A 17782-nucleotide genomic window follows, 5' to 3' on the forward strand; every position below is an offset into this window, starting at 1 on the left:
TCGGACCGCTGCGTTCACACGCCACGCAGGCTTCGGCCCTCGCGGGCCGCGGCCGCCGTCGCGGCCGACACCGTGTCCGAAAAGTAAGAACTTTTCGGACACGGTGTTAATCATTCTCGCGCAGCGTTTCGACCAGCAGGCCAAGGGCGTGCGCGCGCGGGTCGGGGGCGAGCTGGCATTCCTTCCAGCCGGTCTCCATCGAGGTCTGGCAGGCGACGAAGCTCACGCGGCCGGGGGCGTTGGCCGGGCGGCTGGCCTGGATGGCAGTGCCGGGCTGCTTGTCGAGCGCGGCGGGCAGGGCGGCGGACAGCAGGGCGGCCGGGCCGGCGGCGGGGCCGTCGTTGCCGTTGGCCGTGCCGGTGCCGGCGAACTGGGTGCGCCCGACGATGGCGTTGGCGAGCAGGGCCGGCGCGCCGAAGCCGGCGCGGTCCACGCCGCGCGCGGCCAGCAGGCCGGTGCCCGGCACCATGCGGCCGGTGCCGAAGGGCGCGCCCATGGTGAAGGTGCAGGCGGCGCTGTTCTCCTCCGGGTCGATCACGGCGAAGCCGGCGCCGGGGGCGGTCGCGCCGCTGCCGGTGGCGCCGAGGGCCTGGGCGACCCGCTGGGCGCGCTGGGCCGGGGGCAGGTCGGCGGCGGCGTTCCAGGCGGCGGTCAGGGCGGCGCCCGACTCGGGCTCCGGCAGCTGGGCGAAATGCATGGAGACGATGCCCAGCGGGATCGCCGGGTCGAGCGCCAGGGACTGGGCCACGGTGGCGGCCAGCGGGCCGTTGTGCATCGCGGCGACGCCGTTGCGGCGGATCTGCGACAGGGTGTTGGCGAGGTCCGGCTGGCGGAGCGGCGCGCCCTCGGCCAGCGGGGCGCCGGCGGGCAGGAAGACGCGCTTGGCCTCCGGGTCCGCGGCGAGGCGGGCGCCGTCGGCGGCGAGGTCCTGGGCCAGCGCGCGGCTGACGCCGGGGCTTGTGCCGGCGAGCTGTTCGGCGGGGACCACCACCTGCTCCCACCGCATCACGCCGGCCGAGGCCTGGAGCGCGTAGACGCCGCGCAGGAAGCCGGGAACCGCGACTCCGCCGGGGGTGGCGGCGCGGGGCAGGAAGTCGATGGTGCGGGCTTCCTTCTTCGCGGCGTTGAAGACCACGCAGACGCCGCCGCCGGCCAGACCGACGCGGGAGGGCAGGGTGGTGGTCATCGCCAGCGCCATGGCCGCCGCCGCGTCGCCGGCCCGCCCGCCCTGCAGGATGATGTCGCGCCCGATCGAGGCGGCGCGCGGCTCGTCCGCGACCACATGGCTCTGCACCGGGGCGTTCGTCTTGTACTTGGTGTTGACGCAGCCGGGAAGCAGTGCTGCCGTTATGGCAATCGCGCCCAATCCTTGCCAGATTCGGCGTGTGGAATAGGAGCGCCGGTCGTGATGCCCGGTGGCCCGGCTTTCGGAGGTCGTAACGGTGCGCAAGCCCAGCAGGCTGGTTTCGGTCATCGCCATGGTCGCCGTGATGGTTCTGTCGTGGACGCCGCCCGCGGGCGCGCAACGGCGCCAGGAGATTCAACTCCTCAGCGACGCCGAGACCGAACATATCATCCGCGACATGGCCCGGCCAATCTTCCAGGCCGCCGGAATCGAGCCGGAAGCGGTCAACATCATCCTGGTCAACGACAACACCATCAACGCCTTCGTGGCGGGCGGGCAGAACATCTTCATCCACACCGGCCTGCTGCTGAGCGTGGAGGACGCCGGCCAGCTGCTGGGCGTGATCGCGCACGAAACCGGCCACATCGCCGGCGGCCATCTGGTGCGCGGGGCCGATGCGATGGACAACGCCTTCCTGTCGTCGCTGATCGGCATGGGCATCGGCGTGATCGGCGGCATCGCGGCGAAGAACGCCGGGGCGGGTGCCGCGGGCCTGATGCTGGGCCAGCATCTGGCGGAGCGGAACTTCCTGTCCTTCTCGCGCAGCCAGGAATCCTCGGCCGATCAGGCGGGCCTGTCCTACATGGAGCAGTCCGGCATGTCGGCGCGCGGCATGGTCACCTTCCTGGAAAAGCTGGGCGCGCAGGACGATCCGCTGCTGAACAGCGACCGCGACGCCGGATACCGCCGCACCCACCCGCTGACCCGCGAGCGGCTGGAGTCGGTGCGCAACTTCGTCGACCACCAGAAGAACGGCAACAAGCCGGTGCCGGTGCGGTGGAACGAGGAGTTCCACCGGCTTCAGGCCAAGCTGTACGCCTACCTCGACCCCGATGGGGCGCTGCGGCGCTATCGGGCGGACGATGCGTCCTTCGTGGGGCGCTACGGCCGGGCCTACGCCTATTTCCGGCGCGGGGAGGTCCGGCAGGCGCTGCCGCTGGTGGACGGGCTGATCGCGCAGGAGCCGAAGAACGCCTTCCTGCACGAGATGAAGGGCGACCTGATGCTGCAGACCGGCCGCGCCCCCGATGCCGCAGCACCCTACCGCAAGGCCATCGAATTGCAGCCCGACGCCAGCTCCATCCGCGTGTCGCTGGCCCACGCCCTGCTGGAGCAGGACGACCCGCGGCTGGCGGACGAGGCGCTGAAGAACCTTCAGGTCGCGTCGAAGACCCAGCAGGGGCAGTCGGCCTTCCTGTGGCGGCTGATGGCCCGCGCCTGGAGCCTGAAGGGCAACAACGGCATGGTCGCCTACGCCACCGCCGAGGAGGCCTTCGCGCGCGGCGACCGCCCGATGGCCCGCGCCCAGGCGGAGCGGGCGGAGAAGATGCTGCCCGCCGGCTCCCCCGGATGGCTGCGCGCCCAGGACATTCGCGGGCAGGCGGGCGGGAAATGACCGCCCGCGCTTGCCTTGACGGCATTGCCCGTACACAGTAACGCCCAGTTCCGCACCCGGAGGTTTTCCGACATGACCCGCATCCGCCCCGCCGCTCTCGCCCTGTTCACGGGGTCACTGATCGGCGCGCTTGTGGCGCTTTCCCCCGTCGCCGTCCAGGCGCAGTCCGCCATGGACGACGCGCAGCGCAAGGCCATCGAAGGGGTGGTGCGCGACTATCTGATGAAGAACCCGGAAATCATCCTGGAGGCCGTGGAGTCGCTGCAGCAGCGCCAGAAGGTCGCCGAGGAGGAAAAGGCGCGCAAGGCCCTGACGGAGAACAAGAAGGCCCTGTTCGAGAGCCCCGCCGATCCCGTCGCCGGCAACGCCAAGGGCGACGTCACGGTGGTGGAGTTCTTCGATTACCAGTGCGGCTACTGCAAGTCCGTGCAGGCCGACACGCAGCGGCTGATCAAGGACGACGGCAAGCTGCGCTTCGTCTTCAAGGAGTTCCCGATTCTCGGCCCGGCGTCGCTGGTCGCGTCCAAGGCGGCGCTGGCCTCGCGCGGTCAGGGCAAGTACCTGGAATTCCACAACGCCCTGATGGCCCAGCGCGGCCAGCTGGACGAAGAGACGATCATGCGCATCGCGAAGTCGGTCGGGCTCGACGCCGACCGGCTGAAGAAGGACATGGACAGCCCCGACGTGCTGAAGGTGATCGCCGCCAACCAGGCGCTGGCCGAGCAGCTGGGCATCCGCGGCACGCCGGGCTTCGTCATCGGCGACGCGCTGGTGCCGGGCGCCATCAAGCTGGACGAGATGAAGCGTCTGGTCGACGCCGCGCGCAAGGGCTGAGCATGGAAGGGTTGACCACGGCGGCGCCGACCACGGTTGTCTTCGACATCGGGCAGGTCCTCATCGAATGGGATCCGCGGCACCTCTACCGCGAGATCTTCGACGGGTACGAAGACCTGATGGAGCATTTCCTCGACAACGTTTGCACCCTGGCCTGGAACCTGGAGCAGGACCGCGGTCGTCCCTGGGACGAGGCGGTGGCGGTCCTGAGCGCCGAGTTCCCGGACTGCGCCGAGCTGATCCGCGCCTACCACGAGCGCTGGGAGGAGATGGTGCCCGGCCCGGTTCCGGGCACGTCCGAAATCCTGCTGGAGCTGAAGCGGCGCAAGACGCCGCTTTTTTCGATCACCAACTTCTCGACGGAGAAGTTCGCCCTGACGCGGCGGCGCTTCGACTTCCTCGACATGTTCGACGGGATCGTGGTGTCGGGCGACGAGAAGCTGATCAAGCCGGACCCGGCGATCTTCCACCTGCTGCTGAAGCGCTACCGGCTGAGGGCGTCGGACTGCTTCTTCATCGACGACAACGTGGCGAACGTCGAAGCGGCGCGCGATGTGGGCATGGTGGCGCACCACTTCACGGGCGCGGACCGGCTGCGGGTGGAGTTGGAGGGGTTGGGGTTGTTGTAAGGGCGGCCGAGCCCCCCTCCCTCCCGCTTCGCGGGTCCCTCCCTCCCCCGCTGCGCGGTAGAGGGAAAGTGTGCCCCCTCTCCCGCGCAGCGGGGGAGGGTTGGGGAGGGGGCAAACCGCACCCCAATTCCTACCCTGCTTCCGGATACCGAACCTCAATCACCTCAATCTGCTCCACGCCCGCGGGGGTGCGCAGGTCGACCACATCGCCCTCCTGGGCCTTCAGCAAAGCGCGGGCGATGGGGGAAATCCAGCTGACGTGGCCGCGGTCGAGGTCGACCTCGTCGGCGCCGACGATGGTGATGGTGTTCTCCGCACCGTCCTCGCGGGCGTAGGTGACGGTGGCGCCGAAGAAGACGCGGTCACGGTTCTTCTGCTGGGAAGCGTCCACCACCTCCGCCGATTCCAGGCGTTTGTTCAGGAAGCGGATGCGCCGGTCGATCTCGCGCAGGCGCTTCTTGCCGTAGATGTAGTCGCCATTCTCCGACCGGTCGCCGTTGCCGGCGGCCCAGGACACGACCTCCACCACCTTGGGACGCTCCACCCGCAGCAGGTGGCGCAATTCCTCCTGCATGCGCTGGAAGCCGGCGGGGGTCATGTAGTTCTTCGTCCCCTTGGGCAGGGGCGGAAGATCGTCGGCCTCGTCGTCGGCGTTGTTGGCGGCGGAGTCGTTCTCGCGGGTGAATGCTTTGCTCATCGTCGCGACCCTGACGGTTTGATGAAAAGGAAAAGGCGCCGTGAGGCGCCTTTTCCAGTCTGTCGTCGGTGCTAAAGCGAATTGCCATTCGCTTTAGCCTTAAATGGCCTCATTCGCCGGCCGGGCTTCGGACGCATGGGCGTCCGGGACCGCAGTCGCGGTCCAAAGCGGATTGAAATCCGCTTTGAGCCGTCAGCGGCTCCACCAACCGCGCCGGGGCTTGGCTTCCGGCTCGGGGGCGGATGCGGTTGCCGGCTCCGGCGCCGGCTCGCTGATCACCGGGGCGGGGGCCGCCTCGGCCGGAGCTTCGGCCGGCGTCTTGCGCTTGCGCGCCGCCGGACGCTTCTTGGCCGGAGCGGCCTCTTCGGCAACCGGAGCCTCGACCGGAGCCGCAACCGCGGGCGCGGCCTCGGCCGGCGTGTCGGCGGCGGTCTTGCGCTTGCGCGACGGGCTCTTCTTCGCCTCCGTCTGGGGCTTCGGCTGAGCCTCGGCGACCGGCTCCGGAGCGGGGGCTTCGGCGGCCTTGGCCTTGCCCCGGCCCTTGGCGGGGGCCTTGGCCGGCTTCTCCTTGGCGGGAGCAGCGGCGGGAGCCTCCACCGGAGCGGCTTCGGCCTTCGGGGCCTTGGCGCGGCTCTTGCGCGGCTTCTTGGCCGGAGCCTGCTCGGCGGCGGGTTCCGTTACCGGAGCCTCCTCCGAAACGGTCTCGGCCTGCGCAGCTTCCGCAGCCGCCGCGGGGGCGGGGGCGTTGACGTCGGCGGTCAGGATCCAGTCGAAGTCGATCGCCTCCACATTGGCCGGCTCCACGTCAGCCGCCGGCACCGGCACCGGAGCGGCCGGCTCGGCTTCGCCCTCGGCCTGGCCTTCGGGGGCCTCGCCTTCGGTGCCGTCGGCGCCCAGCGTCTCCATGCCCTCCCGCTGGCGCGACCGGCGGCGGCCGCCGCGCTTGCCGCGACGGCGCTTCTTGCGCTCGCCGTTGGCGTCGCCGTTGGCCTCGGCCGATTCGAAGGCCTCGTCGGCCTCCTCGCCTTCGTCGTCCTGGTCGGCCAAGGCGGGGTTGCCGTGCACGTCCACGTCGGCGATGACGAATTCGGGCGCGTCGATCTGGGCGGCCTCGATGGCTTCCTCGTCCACCGGGATGTCGTCCGCATCGACCGCTTCGGCCGCATCGGCGTCCGCCTCAACCTCCGCACCGGACTCGGCGGAAACCGGACGGCCTTCCTGCCCCTCGCGCTCACGGTTGCGGCCACGACGACGGCGACGGCGACGGCGACGGTCGTTCTCGCTCTCCGCACCGGCTTCGGCACGCTCGGCGGGCTCGGCCTCGGCGACCTCCTCGACGATCTCCTCCTCGGCCTCTTCGGCCTCGGCGGCGAGGATGCGGTCGGTCTCGGCCAGGACGCGCTCGGCGCTGACGAGCGGGGCGTCGTCCTCCGGCGTGCGGGCCTTGACGCGCTCAAGCCGCAGGTCGGGCGCGATCAGCGCGTCGTCGGCCTGAACCATGACGCGGAAGCGGTAGCGCTCCTCGATCTTGGTCAGCTCGCCGCGCTTCTGGTTGAGAATGTAGAGCGCGATGCGGGTCGGCACGAAGACGGTGATCTCCGCCGAGCGCTTGCGGATGCCCTCTTCCTCGATGGCGCGCAGCACATGCAGGGCGGCGGATTCGACCGAGCGGATCACGCCGGTGCCGGAGCAGTGCGGGCAGCGTTCGAAGTTGGTCTCCAGCAGCGACGGGCGCAGGCGCTGGCGCGACAGCTCCAGCAGGCCGAAGGCGGAGATGCGGCCGAGCTGGATGCGCGCCCGGTCGTTCTTCATCGCCTCCTTCAGGCGGCGCTCCACCGCGGCGTTGTTGCGGGGCTCCTCCATGTCGATGAAGTCGATCACGATGAGGCCCGCGAGGTCGCGCAGGCGGAGCTGGCGCGCCACCTCCTCGGCGGCTTCGAGGTTGGTCTTGTAGGCCGTTTCCTCGATGTTGCGCTCGCGCGTCGACTTGCCCGAGTTGACGTCGATGGAGACCAGCGCCTCGGTCGGGTTGATGACGATGTAGCCGCCGGAGCGCAGCTGCACGACCGGGCTGTGGATCGCGTCGATCTGCGTTTCCACCTGATAGCGGTGGAACAGCGGGATCGTCTCGTCCCGGTATTGCATCACGCGCTTGGTGTGGCTGGGCATCATCATGCGCATGAAGTCGCGCGCGGTGTTGAAGCCGGCGTCGCCTTCCACCCAGATCTCGTCGATGTCGTCGGTGTAGAGATCGCGGATCGAGCGCTTGATGAGGTTCGCCTCTTCATAGATGAGGCAGGGCGCGGAGGACTTCAGCGTCTGGACGCGGATGTCGTCCCACAGGCGCAGCAAATACTCCAGGTCGCGCTTGATTTCCTGCTTGGAGCGTTCCAGCCCCGCCGTGCGCAGGATGACCGCCATGCCTTCCGGCACGTCCAGGTCGGACAGGATGTCCTTCAGGCGCTTGCGGTCGGCCGGGTTGGTGATCTTGCGGGAAATCCCGCCGCCGCGCCCGGTGTTGGGCATCAGCACGCAGTAGCGGCCCGGCAGCGACAGGTAGGTGGTCAGCGCCGCACCCTTGTTGCCGCGCTCCTCCTTGGTGACCTGGACCAGCATGACCTGCCGGCGCTTGATCACTTCCTGGATCTTGTAGCTGCGCAGCGGGCGGGTACGGCGGCGGTGCGCGTCCTCGACCTCGTCGCCGCCGATCACGTCGGGGCGTTCGTCCGTGGCGGCCTCGGCGTGGGCCTCGCCGTCGGTGTCGCCTTCCCCGTCGTTCTCGTCACCCTGGGCGGCTTCGGCGTCGGCCTCGTCATCGCCGTCGGCAGCGTCGCCGTAGGGGGCGGGCATGGGCGAGAATTCCTCGACCACCTGCTCGGGCCGGATCGGCTCCGCCATCACGGCGCCGTCGGCCGCGGCCTCGGCGCGGGCTTCCGCCTGCTCCTCCAGCCGGCGCTCTTCGGCCAGCAGGGCTTCGCGGTCGGCGACCGGGATGCGGTAATAGTCGGGATGAATTTCCGAGAAGGCCAGGAAGCCGTGCCGGTTCCCGCCATATTCCACGAAGGCCGCCTGGAGCGACGGCTCGACCCGGGTCACCTTGGCAAGGTAGATGTTGCCCTTGAGTTGCTTCCGGGTCGCGATTTCGAAGTCGAGGTCTTCGAGTCTGTTCCCATTGACCACGGCAACCCGGGTTTCCTCCGGGTGCGTGGCGTCCACCAGCATGCGCTTGGCCATACAAGATCCCCATGACGCTTCCGGGCCGCCCGTGCGACGGACAGGCCGCCAGGACGCGTCATCGTTGTGAGCGAAGCGTGCGGAACCGGCCCCAACCTCGTCGAACAGCGCTGGTGAAGCAGCCAGGACGAGACGGACTTCGGCCTCCGGGCGCCGGCCTTGCGGACGGCGCCAGCTTCGAGGTTTCGTCCCAATCACCGGCGACCCAAAAGCGTCACGCCCCAGACCGTGGCCGATGATCTAAGTCGGCCGGGAAGGTCCGCGGGCGACGCCACAGTTCTTCCATGAAGGCTTCCCTGGTGGGGCAGCTCTCGCGGGAGTGGGCTGGTGGGTCGCGGTATGTCGCAGAGCTACCATAGACAAGCACGAAAATTTGCACAACGGTGGATTTTGGTGGGGTGGATTTCGGCGGAATGGCCCTGCGGCAGCGATCGGTGCGGGTCGGCGGAGGCTTGGCTGCCCGATTCGGCGGCATTGCCCGGCGGACGGGCAGTGTTCGGGCAGTGTTGCAGGAACGGCACCCTGCGCCCGATTTCGGCCGGGCTCTCTCCGTTTTCGTTGAAGATGGTGATTCCGTAAAGCTATAGGTACGCGCTGGCGTAGCCCTGGTCGGATTTGGTGGAACGGATGGCCCGAAGGCTCGCGATGGTCGTCGCCGTGCTGGGCGCTCTCCTTGGGGCGTCCGCCCTTCCGCACGCGCCGGCCCTGGCAGGTCAGGCCCAGCCGCCTCAAACGCAAATGGTCGCACAGGCCACCGCCGCGCTGCCCTTTCCCCCGCCGGCCCAGGCGCGGGCGGAGGTGCTGAACGCCCGGCTCGGCCTGCACCCCGACAAGACCCGCCTTGTGCTGGAACTGACCGAATCGGTGGCTTTCTCCGTGTCGGTGCACACCGACCCGCACCGGGTGGTGGTCAACCTGCCGGAGCTGTCCTGGCGGGGCGGGGGCGGCACCGCCGCAGGGAAGGGGCTGATCGCGCACTACCGCCTGGAGGGGCGCGACGGCGGCTCCCGACTCGTGGTGGAGACGACCGGTCCGGTGAAGGTGCACGAAGCCTTCACGCTTCCGTCCAAGGAAGGCCTGCCGCCGCGTTTCGTGCTGGACATCGGAAAGGCCAGCGCCGCTGAGGCCGTCCGGATCGCCGCGGCCCCTGCGCCGGCCCCGCCGGTTTCCGCGCCGGCTCGGGTTCAGCCGGCGGCTCCGCCCGCGGTCCAGCCGGCAACCCAACCGGCGGTGTTGCAGCCCGCTCCCTACCAGCCGCCGGCGGCGCAGCCCGCGCCCATCGTTCCGGCGTCGGTGACCGTGACTCCGTCGATTCCGCCGCGCGCGGCAGCGCCGATGCCCGAGCGCCCGCTGACGGAAAAGCCCCTGGTGGTTGTCGATCCCGGCCACGGCGGCGTCGATCCGGGCGCCATCGGCGTCGGCGGGATTTACGAAAAGGACATCACGCTCGCCATGGCGCGCGAGCTGAAGCGGCAGTTGGAGTCTTCCGGACGTTACCGGGTCCAGCTGACCCGCGACAAGGACGTGTTCATCCGCCTGCGCGACCGCGTCGCCATCGCCCGCGAGGCCGACGCCGACCTGTTCCTGTCGCTGCACGCCGACATCATCGCCAACAACAGCCTGCGCGGCCTGTCGATCTACACCCTGTCCGACAAGGCGTCCGACCGCGAGGCGGAAATGCTGGCCGCCAAGGAAAACCGCGCCGACGCGCTGGCCGGGCTGGATTTGTCGGCCGAGAACGATCTGGTGGCGAGCATCCTGATCGATCTGGCGCAGCGCGACACGATGAACCACTCCAAGCGCTTCGCCAAGCTGACGCTGGACAATGTCGGCCGCGACGTGAAGCTGATCTCCAGCAAGCCGCACCGCCAAGCCGGTTTCGCCGTGCTGACCGCGCCCGACATGCCGTCGGCGCTGGTGGAGATGGGCTACCTGTCCAACCCGCAGGACGCCAGCCTGCTGAACACCTCCACCCACCGGGAGAAGCTGGGCCGCGCCCTGGTCCGCTCCATCGACGCCTACTTCAAGTGGCTGGGCGGCGCGCAGAAGAGCTGACGCGTCCGGTTGACCGGAGTGGGCGCAGAGCTTACGTTTCTTGCGGGTTTTTCGGCAATGGCGAGGCGGGCGGCGATGGCCCAGGCTCCGGATCCCGTGGCGGTGGAGGTCGTGCGCGACCTCAAGGAACGGCTGAAACGGCGCTTCGGCGACCGGCTGGTCGCCGTCTATCTGTTCGGCAGCCGCGCCCGCGGCGACCACCGCCCCGACAGCGACACGGACGTGGCCGTGTTTCTGGACGACGACCGTGCCGGAACCTTCGATCAGCGCTATGATGTCATCGAGGACAGCTACGATCTGCTGCTGGAACGTGGGCTGTACATCCAGCCTTGGACGTTCCCGGCGGGGGCCATCGGAAATCCCGACCGTTTCCCGGCCGCGCATCTGACACGGGCGGTCCTGCGCGACGGGGTGCGGGTGTGAGCGGCGACGTGGCAAGCCATGTCTATTGGATGCAGGCTGCGTTTCGCGACCTTCGCTCCGCAAGGCTGCTGTTCGACGACGGCGATGTCGATGGGGCGGCGAGTCGCCTCTATTACGCGATGTTCCATGCGGCGACGGCCGCTTTTGCGACCCGGCAGAGAACCATCAAGACACACCACCAGTTGGTTGGCGAATTCGGGCGGCAGTTCGTGGAATCCGGGGTCATTCCTCGCGAACTGGGGCGGGCGCTGAATGTGGCGCTGGAGATGAGGCGGGTGTCCGACTACGCGATGCTTTCGCCGGATGTAGATCGGCTGACGCGCCTCTTCGACGACGCCGAGGCGTTCCTCGCAGCCGTGCAGGAAGTCGTGGGCGGGTATTCGGGCTAGCTCGCTACCACTTTCTTGCATGCGCCTTGTGGGCGTCACATTTTCCTGACATGCCTGCGAGGGAGTCGGCGTGCCGGCCTTCGCGGTGTAGGATGCCGCTCACCGGACGGTTCCGTCGCTTCCCTTGGGCCGCTTCCCTGGGGAAGATGGCGGAGCCGCCGTCATGTTTGTTTGGGAACTGTCATGCGCCTGATCCTGTCCGTTCTGATGGCCCTTCTGCTGCTCGTCCTGGCTGGTGCCGGGGGGCTCGTCTATGTGCTGGACTATTACGACCGCGACCTGCCGGACTACACCAAGCTCGCCAACTACCAGCCGCCGGTGACCACCCGCGTCCACGCCGGCGACGGGCGCCTGCTGGCGGAGTTCGCGTCGGAAAAGCGCGTGTTCGTTCCCATCGACGCGATGCCCAAGCGGGTGACCAACGCCTTCCTGGCCGCCGAGGACAAAAACTTCTACGAGCACAAGGGCGTGGACCCCGTCGGCATCGCCCGCGCCATCCTGACCAACGTGGAAAACATGGGCCGCGACCGCCGGCCCATGGGTGCCTCGACCATCACGCAGCAGGTCGCCAAGAACATGCTGCTGACGAACGAGGTGTCCTTCACCCGCAAGATCAAGGAAGCGATTCTGGCCGTGCGCATCGAGCGCGCCTTCAGCAAGGACCGCATCCTGGAGCTGTACCTGAACGAGATCTTTCTCGGCTACCGCTCCTACGGCGTGGCGGCGGCGGCGCTGAACTACTTCAACAAGGCGCTGGACGAGCTGGAGATCGAGGAGGCCGCCTATCTGGCGGCGCTGCCCAAGGCGCCCAGCAACTACAACCCCGAGCGGCAGTACGACGCCGCCATCGCCCGGCGCAACTGGGTCATCGGCCGCATGGCCGAGGATGGGCACATCACCCCGGAGGAGGCGAAGGCCGCCCAGGCCAAGCCGCTGACCGTGCGCAAGCGCGACGAGCAGGAGTATGTGACCTCCGAATATTTCGCCGAGGAGATCCGGCGCGAGCTGGTGAAGCTGTACGGCGAGCAGGCGCTGTACGAGGGCGGGCTGTCGGTGCGCGCCTCCATGGACCCGGTCCTGCAGAACGCGGCGACCCGGGCTCTGCGCGCCGGGCTGATCCAGTACGACCGTCGCCACGGCTACCGCGGCCCGGTCGGCAAGATGGACAATTTCGACAATTGGGCGAAGAAGCTGGCCGCCACCGCGCCGCCCGCCGGGTCGGAGGGCTGGCGCCTCGCCGTCGTGCTGAAGGACGACGCGGCCGACGCGCTGGACATCGGCCTGCCCGACGGCTCACGCGGGCGCGTTCCGCTGGCCGAACTCCGCTGGGCGCGCGCCTGGAAGGAGGAGGAGCGGCTCGGCCCCGAAATCCGCCGCCCGTCCGACGTGGCGAAGCTGGGCGACCTGATCCTGGTCGAGGCGGTCGCGAAGGACGAGAAGGGCAAGGACCACCCGCCGGGCAGCTACGGCCTGCGGCAGGTGCCGGCGGTGCAGGGCGGCCTCGTCGCGCTGGACCCGCACACGGGCCGCGTGCTGGCCATGGTCGGCGGCTTCTCCCCGCACATGAGCGCCTTCAACCGCGCCACCCAGGCGATGCGGCAGCCGGGCTCCTCCTTCAAGCCGTTCGTGTATCTGACGGCGCTGGACCAGGGCTTCACCCCGTCGTCGCTGGTGATGGACGCGCCCTTCGCCTATGACCCCGGCCACGGACAGCCGGTGTGGCGGCCGGAGAACTACAGCCACGAGTTCTACGGCCCGACCCCGCTGCGCGTCGGCATCGAGAAGTCGCGCAACGTCATGACCGTCCGCCTCGCCCAGGCCATCGGCATGGACAAAGTCAAGGCCACCGCCGAGAAGTTCGGCATCGTCGACAACCTGCAGCCCTACCTGCCGATGGCGCTGGGCGCCGGCGAGACGACGGTGCTGCGCATGGCCACCGCCTACGCCATGCTGGCCAACGGCGGCAAGCGGCTTACCCCGACCTTCATCGACCGGGTGCAGGACCGCAACGGCAAGACCATCTTCCGCCACGACAACCGCCCCTGCGAGGGCTGCAACCATGTCGCCTGGCGCGACGGCGTGGCCGTTCCGTCGGTGCCCGACACGCGGGAGCAGATCGACGACCCGCGCACGGTCTACCAGATGGTCTCCATCCTCGAAGGTGTCGTGCAGCGCGGCACGGCGACGAAGCTGCTGTCGCTCGGCAAGCCGCTGGCCGGCAAGACGGGCACCACCAACGACAGCAACGACGCGTGGTTCATGGGCTTCTCCCCGGACCTCGTCGTCGGCACCTACATCGGCTTCGACCAGCCGCGCTCGTTGGGCGGGAAGGAGACGGGCGGTTCGGCCGCCGTGCCGGTGGTCAAGGACGTGCTGGAGGTGGCGCTGAAGGACAAGCCGGCCACGCCGTTCCGCGTGCCGCGCGGCCTGCGCCTCGTCCGCGTCAACCCGGAGAACGGGCGCCTCGCCCAGCCCGGCGACCGCCGGGCGATCTGGGAGGCCTTCATCCCTGGCACGGAACCGAATCCCGACCAGCCGCAGGTCGTGCTCGACGGTTCGGCCCGGTCGGGCGGCGAGGCCGGCCTGGGCGGCGCGGTTCCGGCCGTGGGCTACGGCGAGCCGGCTCCGGTGGGCAGCTATGGGGCCGCTCCGGTCGCTCCGCCCTCCGCGGCGACGGTCGGCACCGGCGGGCTGTACTGATCCCCGATTGATTCCGCATGGGTTGGGCCGCGCGCGGGCGCGGCCCGATTTGCGACGGCCCCCGGTTCGGAAGAGAAGTGGAACTGCGCTGCGGCAAGAGTGAACACGCCAATGCGCTGTGCGCGGGCGGGGCGGGGCTCCGTGCCCCAGAAGAAATACGGCGGAACACGCCTTAAAAGACATCTCCGAAAGAACGGCGTCTGCATCGCCCATATTGGCCTTCGCAGGTGCGGAACGGAGCCGATGTCCTCCTGTTGACGGGGATGCACGCGGTTGGCGCTGCACAGCGCGAACGAATTCCGGCATTCCCCATCCACGAGGACTCCGTCATGACCACGGACGCCGAGCCGAAGCGCGTCGTTATACCCGTCGTCCAGGAAACCGTTGAAATCGAGAAGCACGTCCGTCCGACCGGGATCGTGCATGTGCACCGGCGCGTGCACGAGGAAACCGAGCGAATCGACGAGCCGCTGGAATCCGTCGAGGTGGTGGTGGAGCGCGTCCCCGTCGGCCGGTGGCTCGACACGCCCGTGGGCGAGCGGCAGGAGGGCGACACCACGATCATCCCCGTGATCGAGGAGGTGCCGGTGATCGTGAAGCGCCTGCGCCTCGTCGAGGAGGTGCATGTGACGCGCCGTCGCGTCACCCACCGCTACCGCGACCGCGTGACCGTCCGCCGAACCGACGTCGCGGTGAAGCGGGAGGACGCCCTGGATGAGGACGTCCGCTACGACGAACCGCTCCATCGCCACCACAGCGAACAACACGACAACGAACAGCAGGAACGCAGGAGAGCACGCATGATCACCGTGATCGGACTCTACCAGACGCCCGAACCCGCGCGCCGTGCCCAACGCGACTTGACCAAGGCCGGATGCGCGGAGGACAGCATCCAGATTTTTGACAAGGAACAGAGCGACATGGTCCGCAAGCTGGCCGACCTCGGCATCGACGAGGAGGACGGCAAGGCCTTCTCCGGCGCGGTCGCCAGGGGGGCCGCGGTGGTCGCCGTGGAGGTCGAGGACGACCGGGCCGACGACATCCGCACCGTGCTGGAGCGTTGCGACGCCCGCGCCGTGGACGTCTACGAGGACGAGAAGCAGGAGCAGCAGCAGCGGGAACGCCAGACCCTGCGCGAGGTCGAGGAACGGGTCCAGATCGGCAAGCGCCGGGTCGTCCGCGGCGGCGTGCGCGCCACCACCCATGTGACCGAACGGCCGGTCGAGCGGAAGCTGAACCTGGAGGAAGAGAAGGTCCGCGTGCGGCACCGCGAGGCCGACCGCGAGTTGAGCCCGGACGAGGCCGAGGATGCCTTCAAGGAAGCCAGCATCGAGATGACCGAGACCACCGAGGAAGCCCAGGTCCGCAAGGCCGCCCGGCTGATCGGCGAGGTCGAACTGACCAAGACCACCAACGAACGGCAGGAAACCGTCCACGAAACCGCCCGCAAGACCGAGGTGGATGTCGAGCGGATGGGTGGACAACAGGACAAGGGATCGCAGGACAGGGGTTCGCAGGACAGGGGTTCGCAGGACAAGGGCGGGCGCGGCAAGCGGTAGGGTGCTCCATCCCCTCTCCCGTCCCGGGAGAGGGAAAGTTTACCTCCCTTATGGCCTCGCACCGGCGGTGCCCAGTTGGGCCACGGCGTCGCCGGTGCAGCCGCCGAGGGGGCGGAGGTCCGGTTCCATGCTCGCCAGCATGGCCTGCACGCCTTCGCCGTTGATGTGCAGCGCGTCGACGAAGCGGTCCTCCTCCCGCACGGCGCGGCGGGCGTCGATCACCGGGACATCGGCGGGGAGACGGCGCTTCAACTCCTCGAAGAAGGCGTCGAAATTGGTCACCTTGCCGATGTAGGCCGGGAAATAGGGGGCGATGACCACCGCCACTTTCGTGCCGTGCGAGCGCGCGGTGGCGATGATGCGGTCCATCGCCTCCCAATTGGGCGGGAAGCCTTCCATCACCTCGGCGGGCATGCGCTCGATCTGCGCCTTCAGGGCCGGGGCCATGCTGCCGCTCAACTTGCGGTCATCGGCCTGAGCGCGGCTCAAGGCCAGCCGGATCGTCTGGTTGTTGTTGAAGACCAGCGTGTTGAACAGCCTGTTCGACGCCCACATGGTGGGATCGACCTTGTGGATGAACTGGTCCACGCGGTCGGAATAGTGGGCGAGCAGTGGCACGTCGGCCAGCGCGTTGGGATCGTCCACCACGCTCGTCGGCTCCAGCAGCAGCAGGCGCGGGGCGCCGTGGCGCTCCACATAGTCGTGCCACAGCAGGTCGGCGACGGTGGTCGGCCCGCCGCCCATGCCCAGGTTCAGCGCGCTCCAGCAGGTCAGCCGCTGGATGTCGGCCACCGGAAAGTGGTTGTCGGCGCGCGAGTTGCCGAGGATCACCACATCGGCGGGCGGGCCGTCCCGGTACACGGTCATGAAGCGGTCCGACGAGTTCCGCAGCGTCTCGCCCATCCAGGACGCGAGCAGGCGGTCCATCCCGACCACCATGCCCAGGATCAAGCCGACGACGGCCAACAGGCGGATCATGGAGAAGGCCCCCTCAGAACTGGAAGTAGATGAAGGATCGGTTGGCGAAATTGCCGAACAGCAGAAGCAGCAGCACGAGGGTCGAGCAGCCGGCGGAACGCGCCAGCACGTTCACCCTGGCGTAGCGCCGGTGGACGCCCAGCTCGACCAGCGCGTCGACCATCAGGACGAGGCCGGCGAAGACGGCGACGCGGAACAGGTAGCTCATCTGCTGCATGCCGCGCGGCAGGCTGAAGTCGCCGTCCGCGATGATGCCCAGGATGGTCCCGACCGTGTGCAGGTTGTCGGCGCGGAAGGGCAGCCAGGCGAGGGTGACCAGAAGGAAGACGAGGCCGACGGTTACCAGCCTCCCGGCGGCCAGCGGCAGGCCGGTCAGGCGCAGCGGGACCTTGCGGCCCAGCCAGCGCACCGCGTCCTCCGCCGCCATCAGGGCGGCGTGCAGGGCACCCCACAGCACGAAGGTCCAACTTGCGCCGTGCCACAGGCCGGACACGAGCATCACCACGGTCAGGTTGCGGATGCGCAGCCACTGCGTGCGCCCGCCGCCCATGGGGATGTAGACGTAATCGCGGAACCATGTGGACAGCGAGATGTGCCAGCGCCGCCAGAAGTCGCGCAGCCCCCGTGCGAAGTAGGGGCGGGCGAAATTTTCGCACAGCGTGTAGCCGAAGATCTGCGACAGGCCGATGGCGATCAGCGAATAGCCCGCGAAGTCGCCGTAAATTTGCAGGGAGAAGCAGACCAGCCCGATGACGTGGTTCAGGGCGTTGAAGAACTCCGGCTGGGCGAAGCGCGCGTCCACCACCACGGCGGCATTGTCGGCCAGCCCCAGCTTCAGGACATAGCCCCAGACCACCTTTTCCAGCCCGGCGAAGCGGACCGCGAAGGGCACCTCGTGGCGCGGACCGTCCTGGATTTGCGGCAGCAGGTCGCGCGCCCGGACGATGGGGCCGGCCACCAGCTGCGGGAAGAAGGCCACGAAGGTCGCGTAGCGCAGCAGCGACCGCTCCGGCTTCTCCAGATGGCCGAGGTAGAGGTCGAGCGCGTAGCTGAGGTTCTGGAAGGTGTAGAAGGAAATGCCGACGGGCAGGATGATGGACAGCGTGCGCGGACCGATGTCGATGCCCAGGCCGGACAAGGCCACCTGCGCGCTGTCGATGAAGAAGTTGCAGTATTTGAAGAAGAACAGAATCGCGAGGTTCGACCCCAGGCTCAGATGCATGAAGAGCCGGGCGGTGGGGCAGTTCGGCGCGTCGGCGATCCGCAGGCCGCAGTAGAAGTCGATCAGCGTCGTCAGCGCCAGCAGGCCGCAGAACCGGTAATCCCAATAGCCGTAGAAGACGTAGCTGGACACCAGTAGCAGCGGCGTGAAGAAGCGCGTGCGCGCCAACGCCATGAAGGCTGCCGTGAAGGCCGTGATGAACAGAAGGAATCCAAGGCTCGTGAAGTTCATCGTTGGGCACGCGCGTCGTTGTTGATGGGC

At 68.8% G+C, this 17782-nt stretch carries 13 protein-coding genes; 8 read left to right on the forward strand and 5 right to left on the reverse strand.

What is annotated here, in order from left to right:
* Nucleotides 1-106: 106 nt before the first annotated feature.
* On the reverse strand, nucleotides 107-1474 hold the full coding sequence (locus ACSVC7_RS21745; protein WP_483508615.1) for a gamma-glutamyltransferase: 1368 nt from the start codon (nucleotides 1472-1474) through the stop codon (nucleotides 107-109).
* On the opposite strand from ACSVC7_RS21745, the gene ACSVC7_RS21750 reads away from it, so the two are divergent.
* The 3 genes from ACSVC7_RS21750 (at nucleotide 1443) to ACSVC7_RS21760 (ending at nucleotide 4264) form a co-directional block, all read left to right on the forward strand.
* Complete coding sequence (locus ACSVC7_RS21750; protein WP_448206723.1) at nucleotides 1443-2801, forward strand: M48 family metalloprotease; 1359 nt, start codon at nucleotides 1443-1445, stop codon at nucleotides 2799-2801. The genes ACSVC7_RS21745 and ACSVC7_RS21750 overlap by 32 nt on opposite strands.
* A 72-nt stretch (nucleotides 2802-2873) precedes the next feature.
* Nucleotides 2874-3635 carry a DsbA family protein gene (locus tag ACSVC7_RS21755; protein WP_448206722.1) on the forward strand — a complete coding sequence of 254 codons (762 nt, stop codon included), beginning with the start codon at nucleotides 2874-2876 and terminating at the stop codon, nucleotides 3633-3635.
* Between the two features lie 2 nt (nucleotides 3636-3637).
* Nucleotides 3638-4264: an HAD family hydrolase gene (locus tag ACSVC7_RS21760; protein WP_448206721.1), complete on the forward strand. Its 627-nt coding sequence runs from the start codon at nucleotides 3638-3640 to the stop codon at nucleotides 4262-4264.
* Nucleotides 4265-4394: 130 nt separating this feature from the next.
* Here ACSVC7_RS21760 and greB read toward each other — a convergent pair whose 3' ends face one another.
* Both greB and ACSVC7_RS21770 read right to left on the reverse strand, forming a co-directional pair.
* Nucleotides 4395-4961: a transcription elongation factor GreB gene (greB, locus tag ACSVC7_RS21765; protein WP_448206720.1), complete on the reverse strand. Its 567-nt coding sequence runs from the start codon at nucleotides 4959-4961 to the stop codon at nucleotides 4395-4397.
* Between the two features lie 192 nt (nucleotides 4962-5153).
* Entirely contained in the window at nucleotides 5154-8195 is a 3042-nt protein-coding gene (locus ACSVC7_RS21770) for an Rne/Rng family ribonuclease (protein WP_448206719.1), read from the reverse strand.
* 627 nt (nucleotides 8196-8822) lie between these two features.
* Here ACSVC7_RS21770 and ACSVC7_RS21775 point away from each other — a divergent pair.
* The 5 genes from ACSVC7_RS21775 (at nucleotide 8823) to ACSVC7_RS21795 (ending at nucleotide 15321) form a co-directional block, all read left to right on the forward strand.
* The gene (locus tag ACSVC7_RS21775) at nucleotides 8823-10250 is read left to right on the forward strand and encodes an N-acetylmuramoyl-L-alanine amidase family protein (RefSeq protein WP_448206718.1); all 1428 of its coding nucleotides are present in this window, start codon (nucleotides 8823-8825) and stop codon (nucleotides 10248-10250) included.
* Nucleotides 10251-10325: 75 nt separating this feature from the next.
* Nucleotides 10326-10673 carry a nucleotidyltransferase domain-containing protein gene (locus ACSVC7_RS21780; RefSeq protein WP_448206717.1) on the forward strand — a complete coding sequence of 116 codons (348 nt, stop codon included), beginning with the start codon at nucleotides 10326-10328 and terminating at the stop codon, nucleotides 10671-10673.
* Nucleotides 10670-11062: a HEPN domain-containing protein gene (locus tag ACSVC7_RS21785; RefSeq protein WP_448206716.1), complete on the forward strand. Its 393-nt coding sequence runs from the start codon at nucleotides 10670-10672 to the stop codon at nucleotides 11060-11062. Before ACSVC7_RS21780 ends, ACSVC7_RS21785 begins: the two co-directional genes overlap by 4 nt.
* A gap of 183 nt (nucleotides 11063-11245) precedes the next feature.
* A complete protein-coding gene (locus tag ACSVC7_RS21790) occupies nucleotides 11246-13762 on the forward strand; it encodes a penicillin-binding protein 1A (protein ID WP_448206715.1) in 2517 nt (838 codons plus the stop codon).
* A 329-nt stretch (nucleotides 13763-14091) separates the two neighbouring features.
* Nucleotides 14092-15321 (forward strand): YsnF/AvaK domain-containing protein, encoded by a 1230-nt coding sequence (locus ACSVC7_RS21795; protein WP_448206714.1) that lies wholly within the window; start codon nucleotides 14092-14094, stop codon nucleotides 15319-15321.
* Between the two features lie 48 nt (nucleotides 15322-15369).
* Here the strand turns inward: ACSVC7_RS21795 and ACSVC7_RS21800 are convergent, their stop codons facing one another.
* Both ACSVC7_RS21800 and ACSVC7_RS21805 read right to left on the reverse strand, forming a co-directional pair.
* Nucleotides 15370-16299 carry an SGNH/GDSL hydrolase family protein gene (locus tag ACSVC7_RS21800; RefSeq protein ID WP_448206713.1) on the reverse strand — a complete coding sequence of 310 codons (930 nt, stop codon included), beginning with the start codon at nucleotides 16297-16299 and terminating at the stop codon, nucleotides 15370-15372.
* A 13-nt stretch (nucleotides 16300-16312) separates the two neighbouring features.
* Nucleotides 16313-17752: an MBOAT family O-acyltransferase gene (locus tag ACSVC7_RS21805; RefSeq protein ID WP_448206712.1), complete on the reverse strand. Its 1440-nt coding sequence runs from the start codon at nucleotides 17750-17752 to the stop codon at nucleotides 16313-16315.
* Between the last annotated feature and the right edge of the window lie 30 nt (nucleotides 17753-17782).

The organism is Azospirillum mesophilum (assembly GCF_053470405.2).

What these genes read in the sequence shown, in the direction of transcription:
- ACSVC7_RS21745 (WP_483508615.1), bottom strand. Translation starts at nt 1,474, where the DNA reads ATGACCGAAACCAGCCTGCTGGGCTTGCGCACCGTTACGACCTCCGAA.
- ACSVC7_RS21755 (WP_448206722.1), top strand. Translation starts at nt 2,874, where the DNA reads ATGACCCGCATCCGCCCCGCCGCTCTCGCCCTGTTCACGGGGTCACTG.
- ACSVC7_RS21760 (WP_448206721.1), top strand. Translation starts at nt 3,638, where the DNA reads ATGGAAGGGTTGACCACGGCGGCGCCGACCACGGTTGTCTTCGACATC.
- greB (WP_448206720.1), bottom strand. Translation starts at nt 4,961, where the DNA reads ATGAGCAAAGCATTCACCCGCGAGAACGACTCCGCCGCCAACAACGCC.
- ACSVC7_RS21770 (WP_448206719.1), bottom strand. Translation starts at nt 8,195, where the DNA reads ATGGCCAAGCGCATGCTGGTGGACGCCACGCACCCGGAGGAAACCCGG.
- ACSVC7_RS21775 (WP_448206718.1), top strand. Translation starts at nt 8,823, where the DNA reads ATGGCCCGAAGGCTCGCGATGGTCGTCGCCGTGCTGGGCGCTCTCCTT.
- ACSVC7_RS21780 (WP_448206717.1), top strand. Translation starts at nt 10,326, where the DNA reads ATGGCCCAGGCTCCGGATCCCGTGGCGGTGGAGGTCGTGCGCGACCTC.
- ACSVC7_RS21790 (WP_448206715.1), top strand. Translation starts at nt 11,246, where the DNA reads ATGCGCCTGATCCTGTCCGTTCTGATGGCCCTTCTGCTGCTCGTCCTG.
- ACSVC7_RS21795 (WP_448206714.1), top strand. Translation starts at nt 14,092, where the DNA reads ATGACCACGGACGCCGAGCCGAAGCGCGTCGTTATACCCGTCGTCCAG.
- ACSVC7_RS21800 (WP_448206713.1), bottom strand. Translation starts at nt 16,299, where the DNA reads ATGATCCGCCTGTTGGCCGTCGTCGGCTTGATCCTGGGCATGGTGGTC.
- ACSVC7_RS21805 (WP_448206712.1), bottom strand. Translation starts at nt 17,752, where the DNA reads ATGAACTTCACGAGCCTTGGATTCCTTCTGTTCATCACGGCCTTCACG.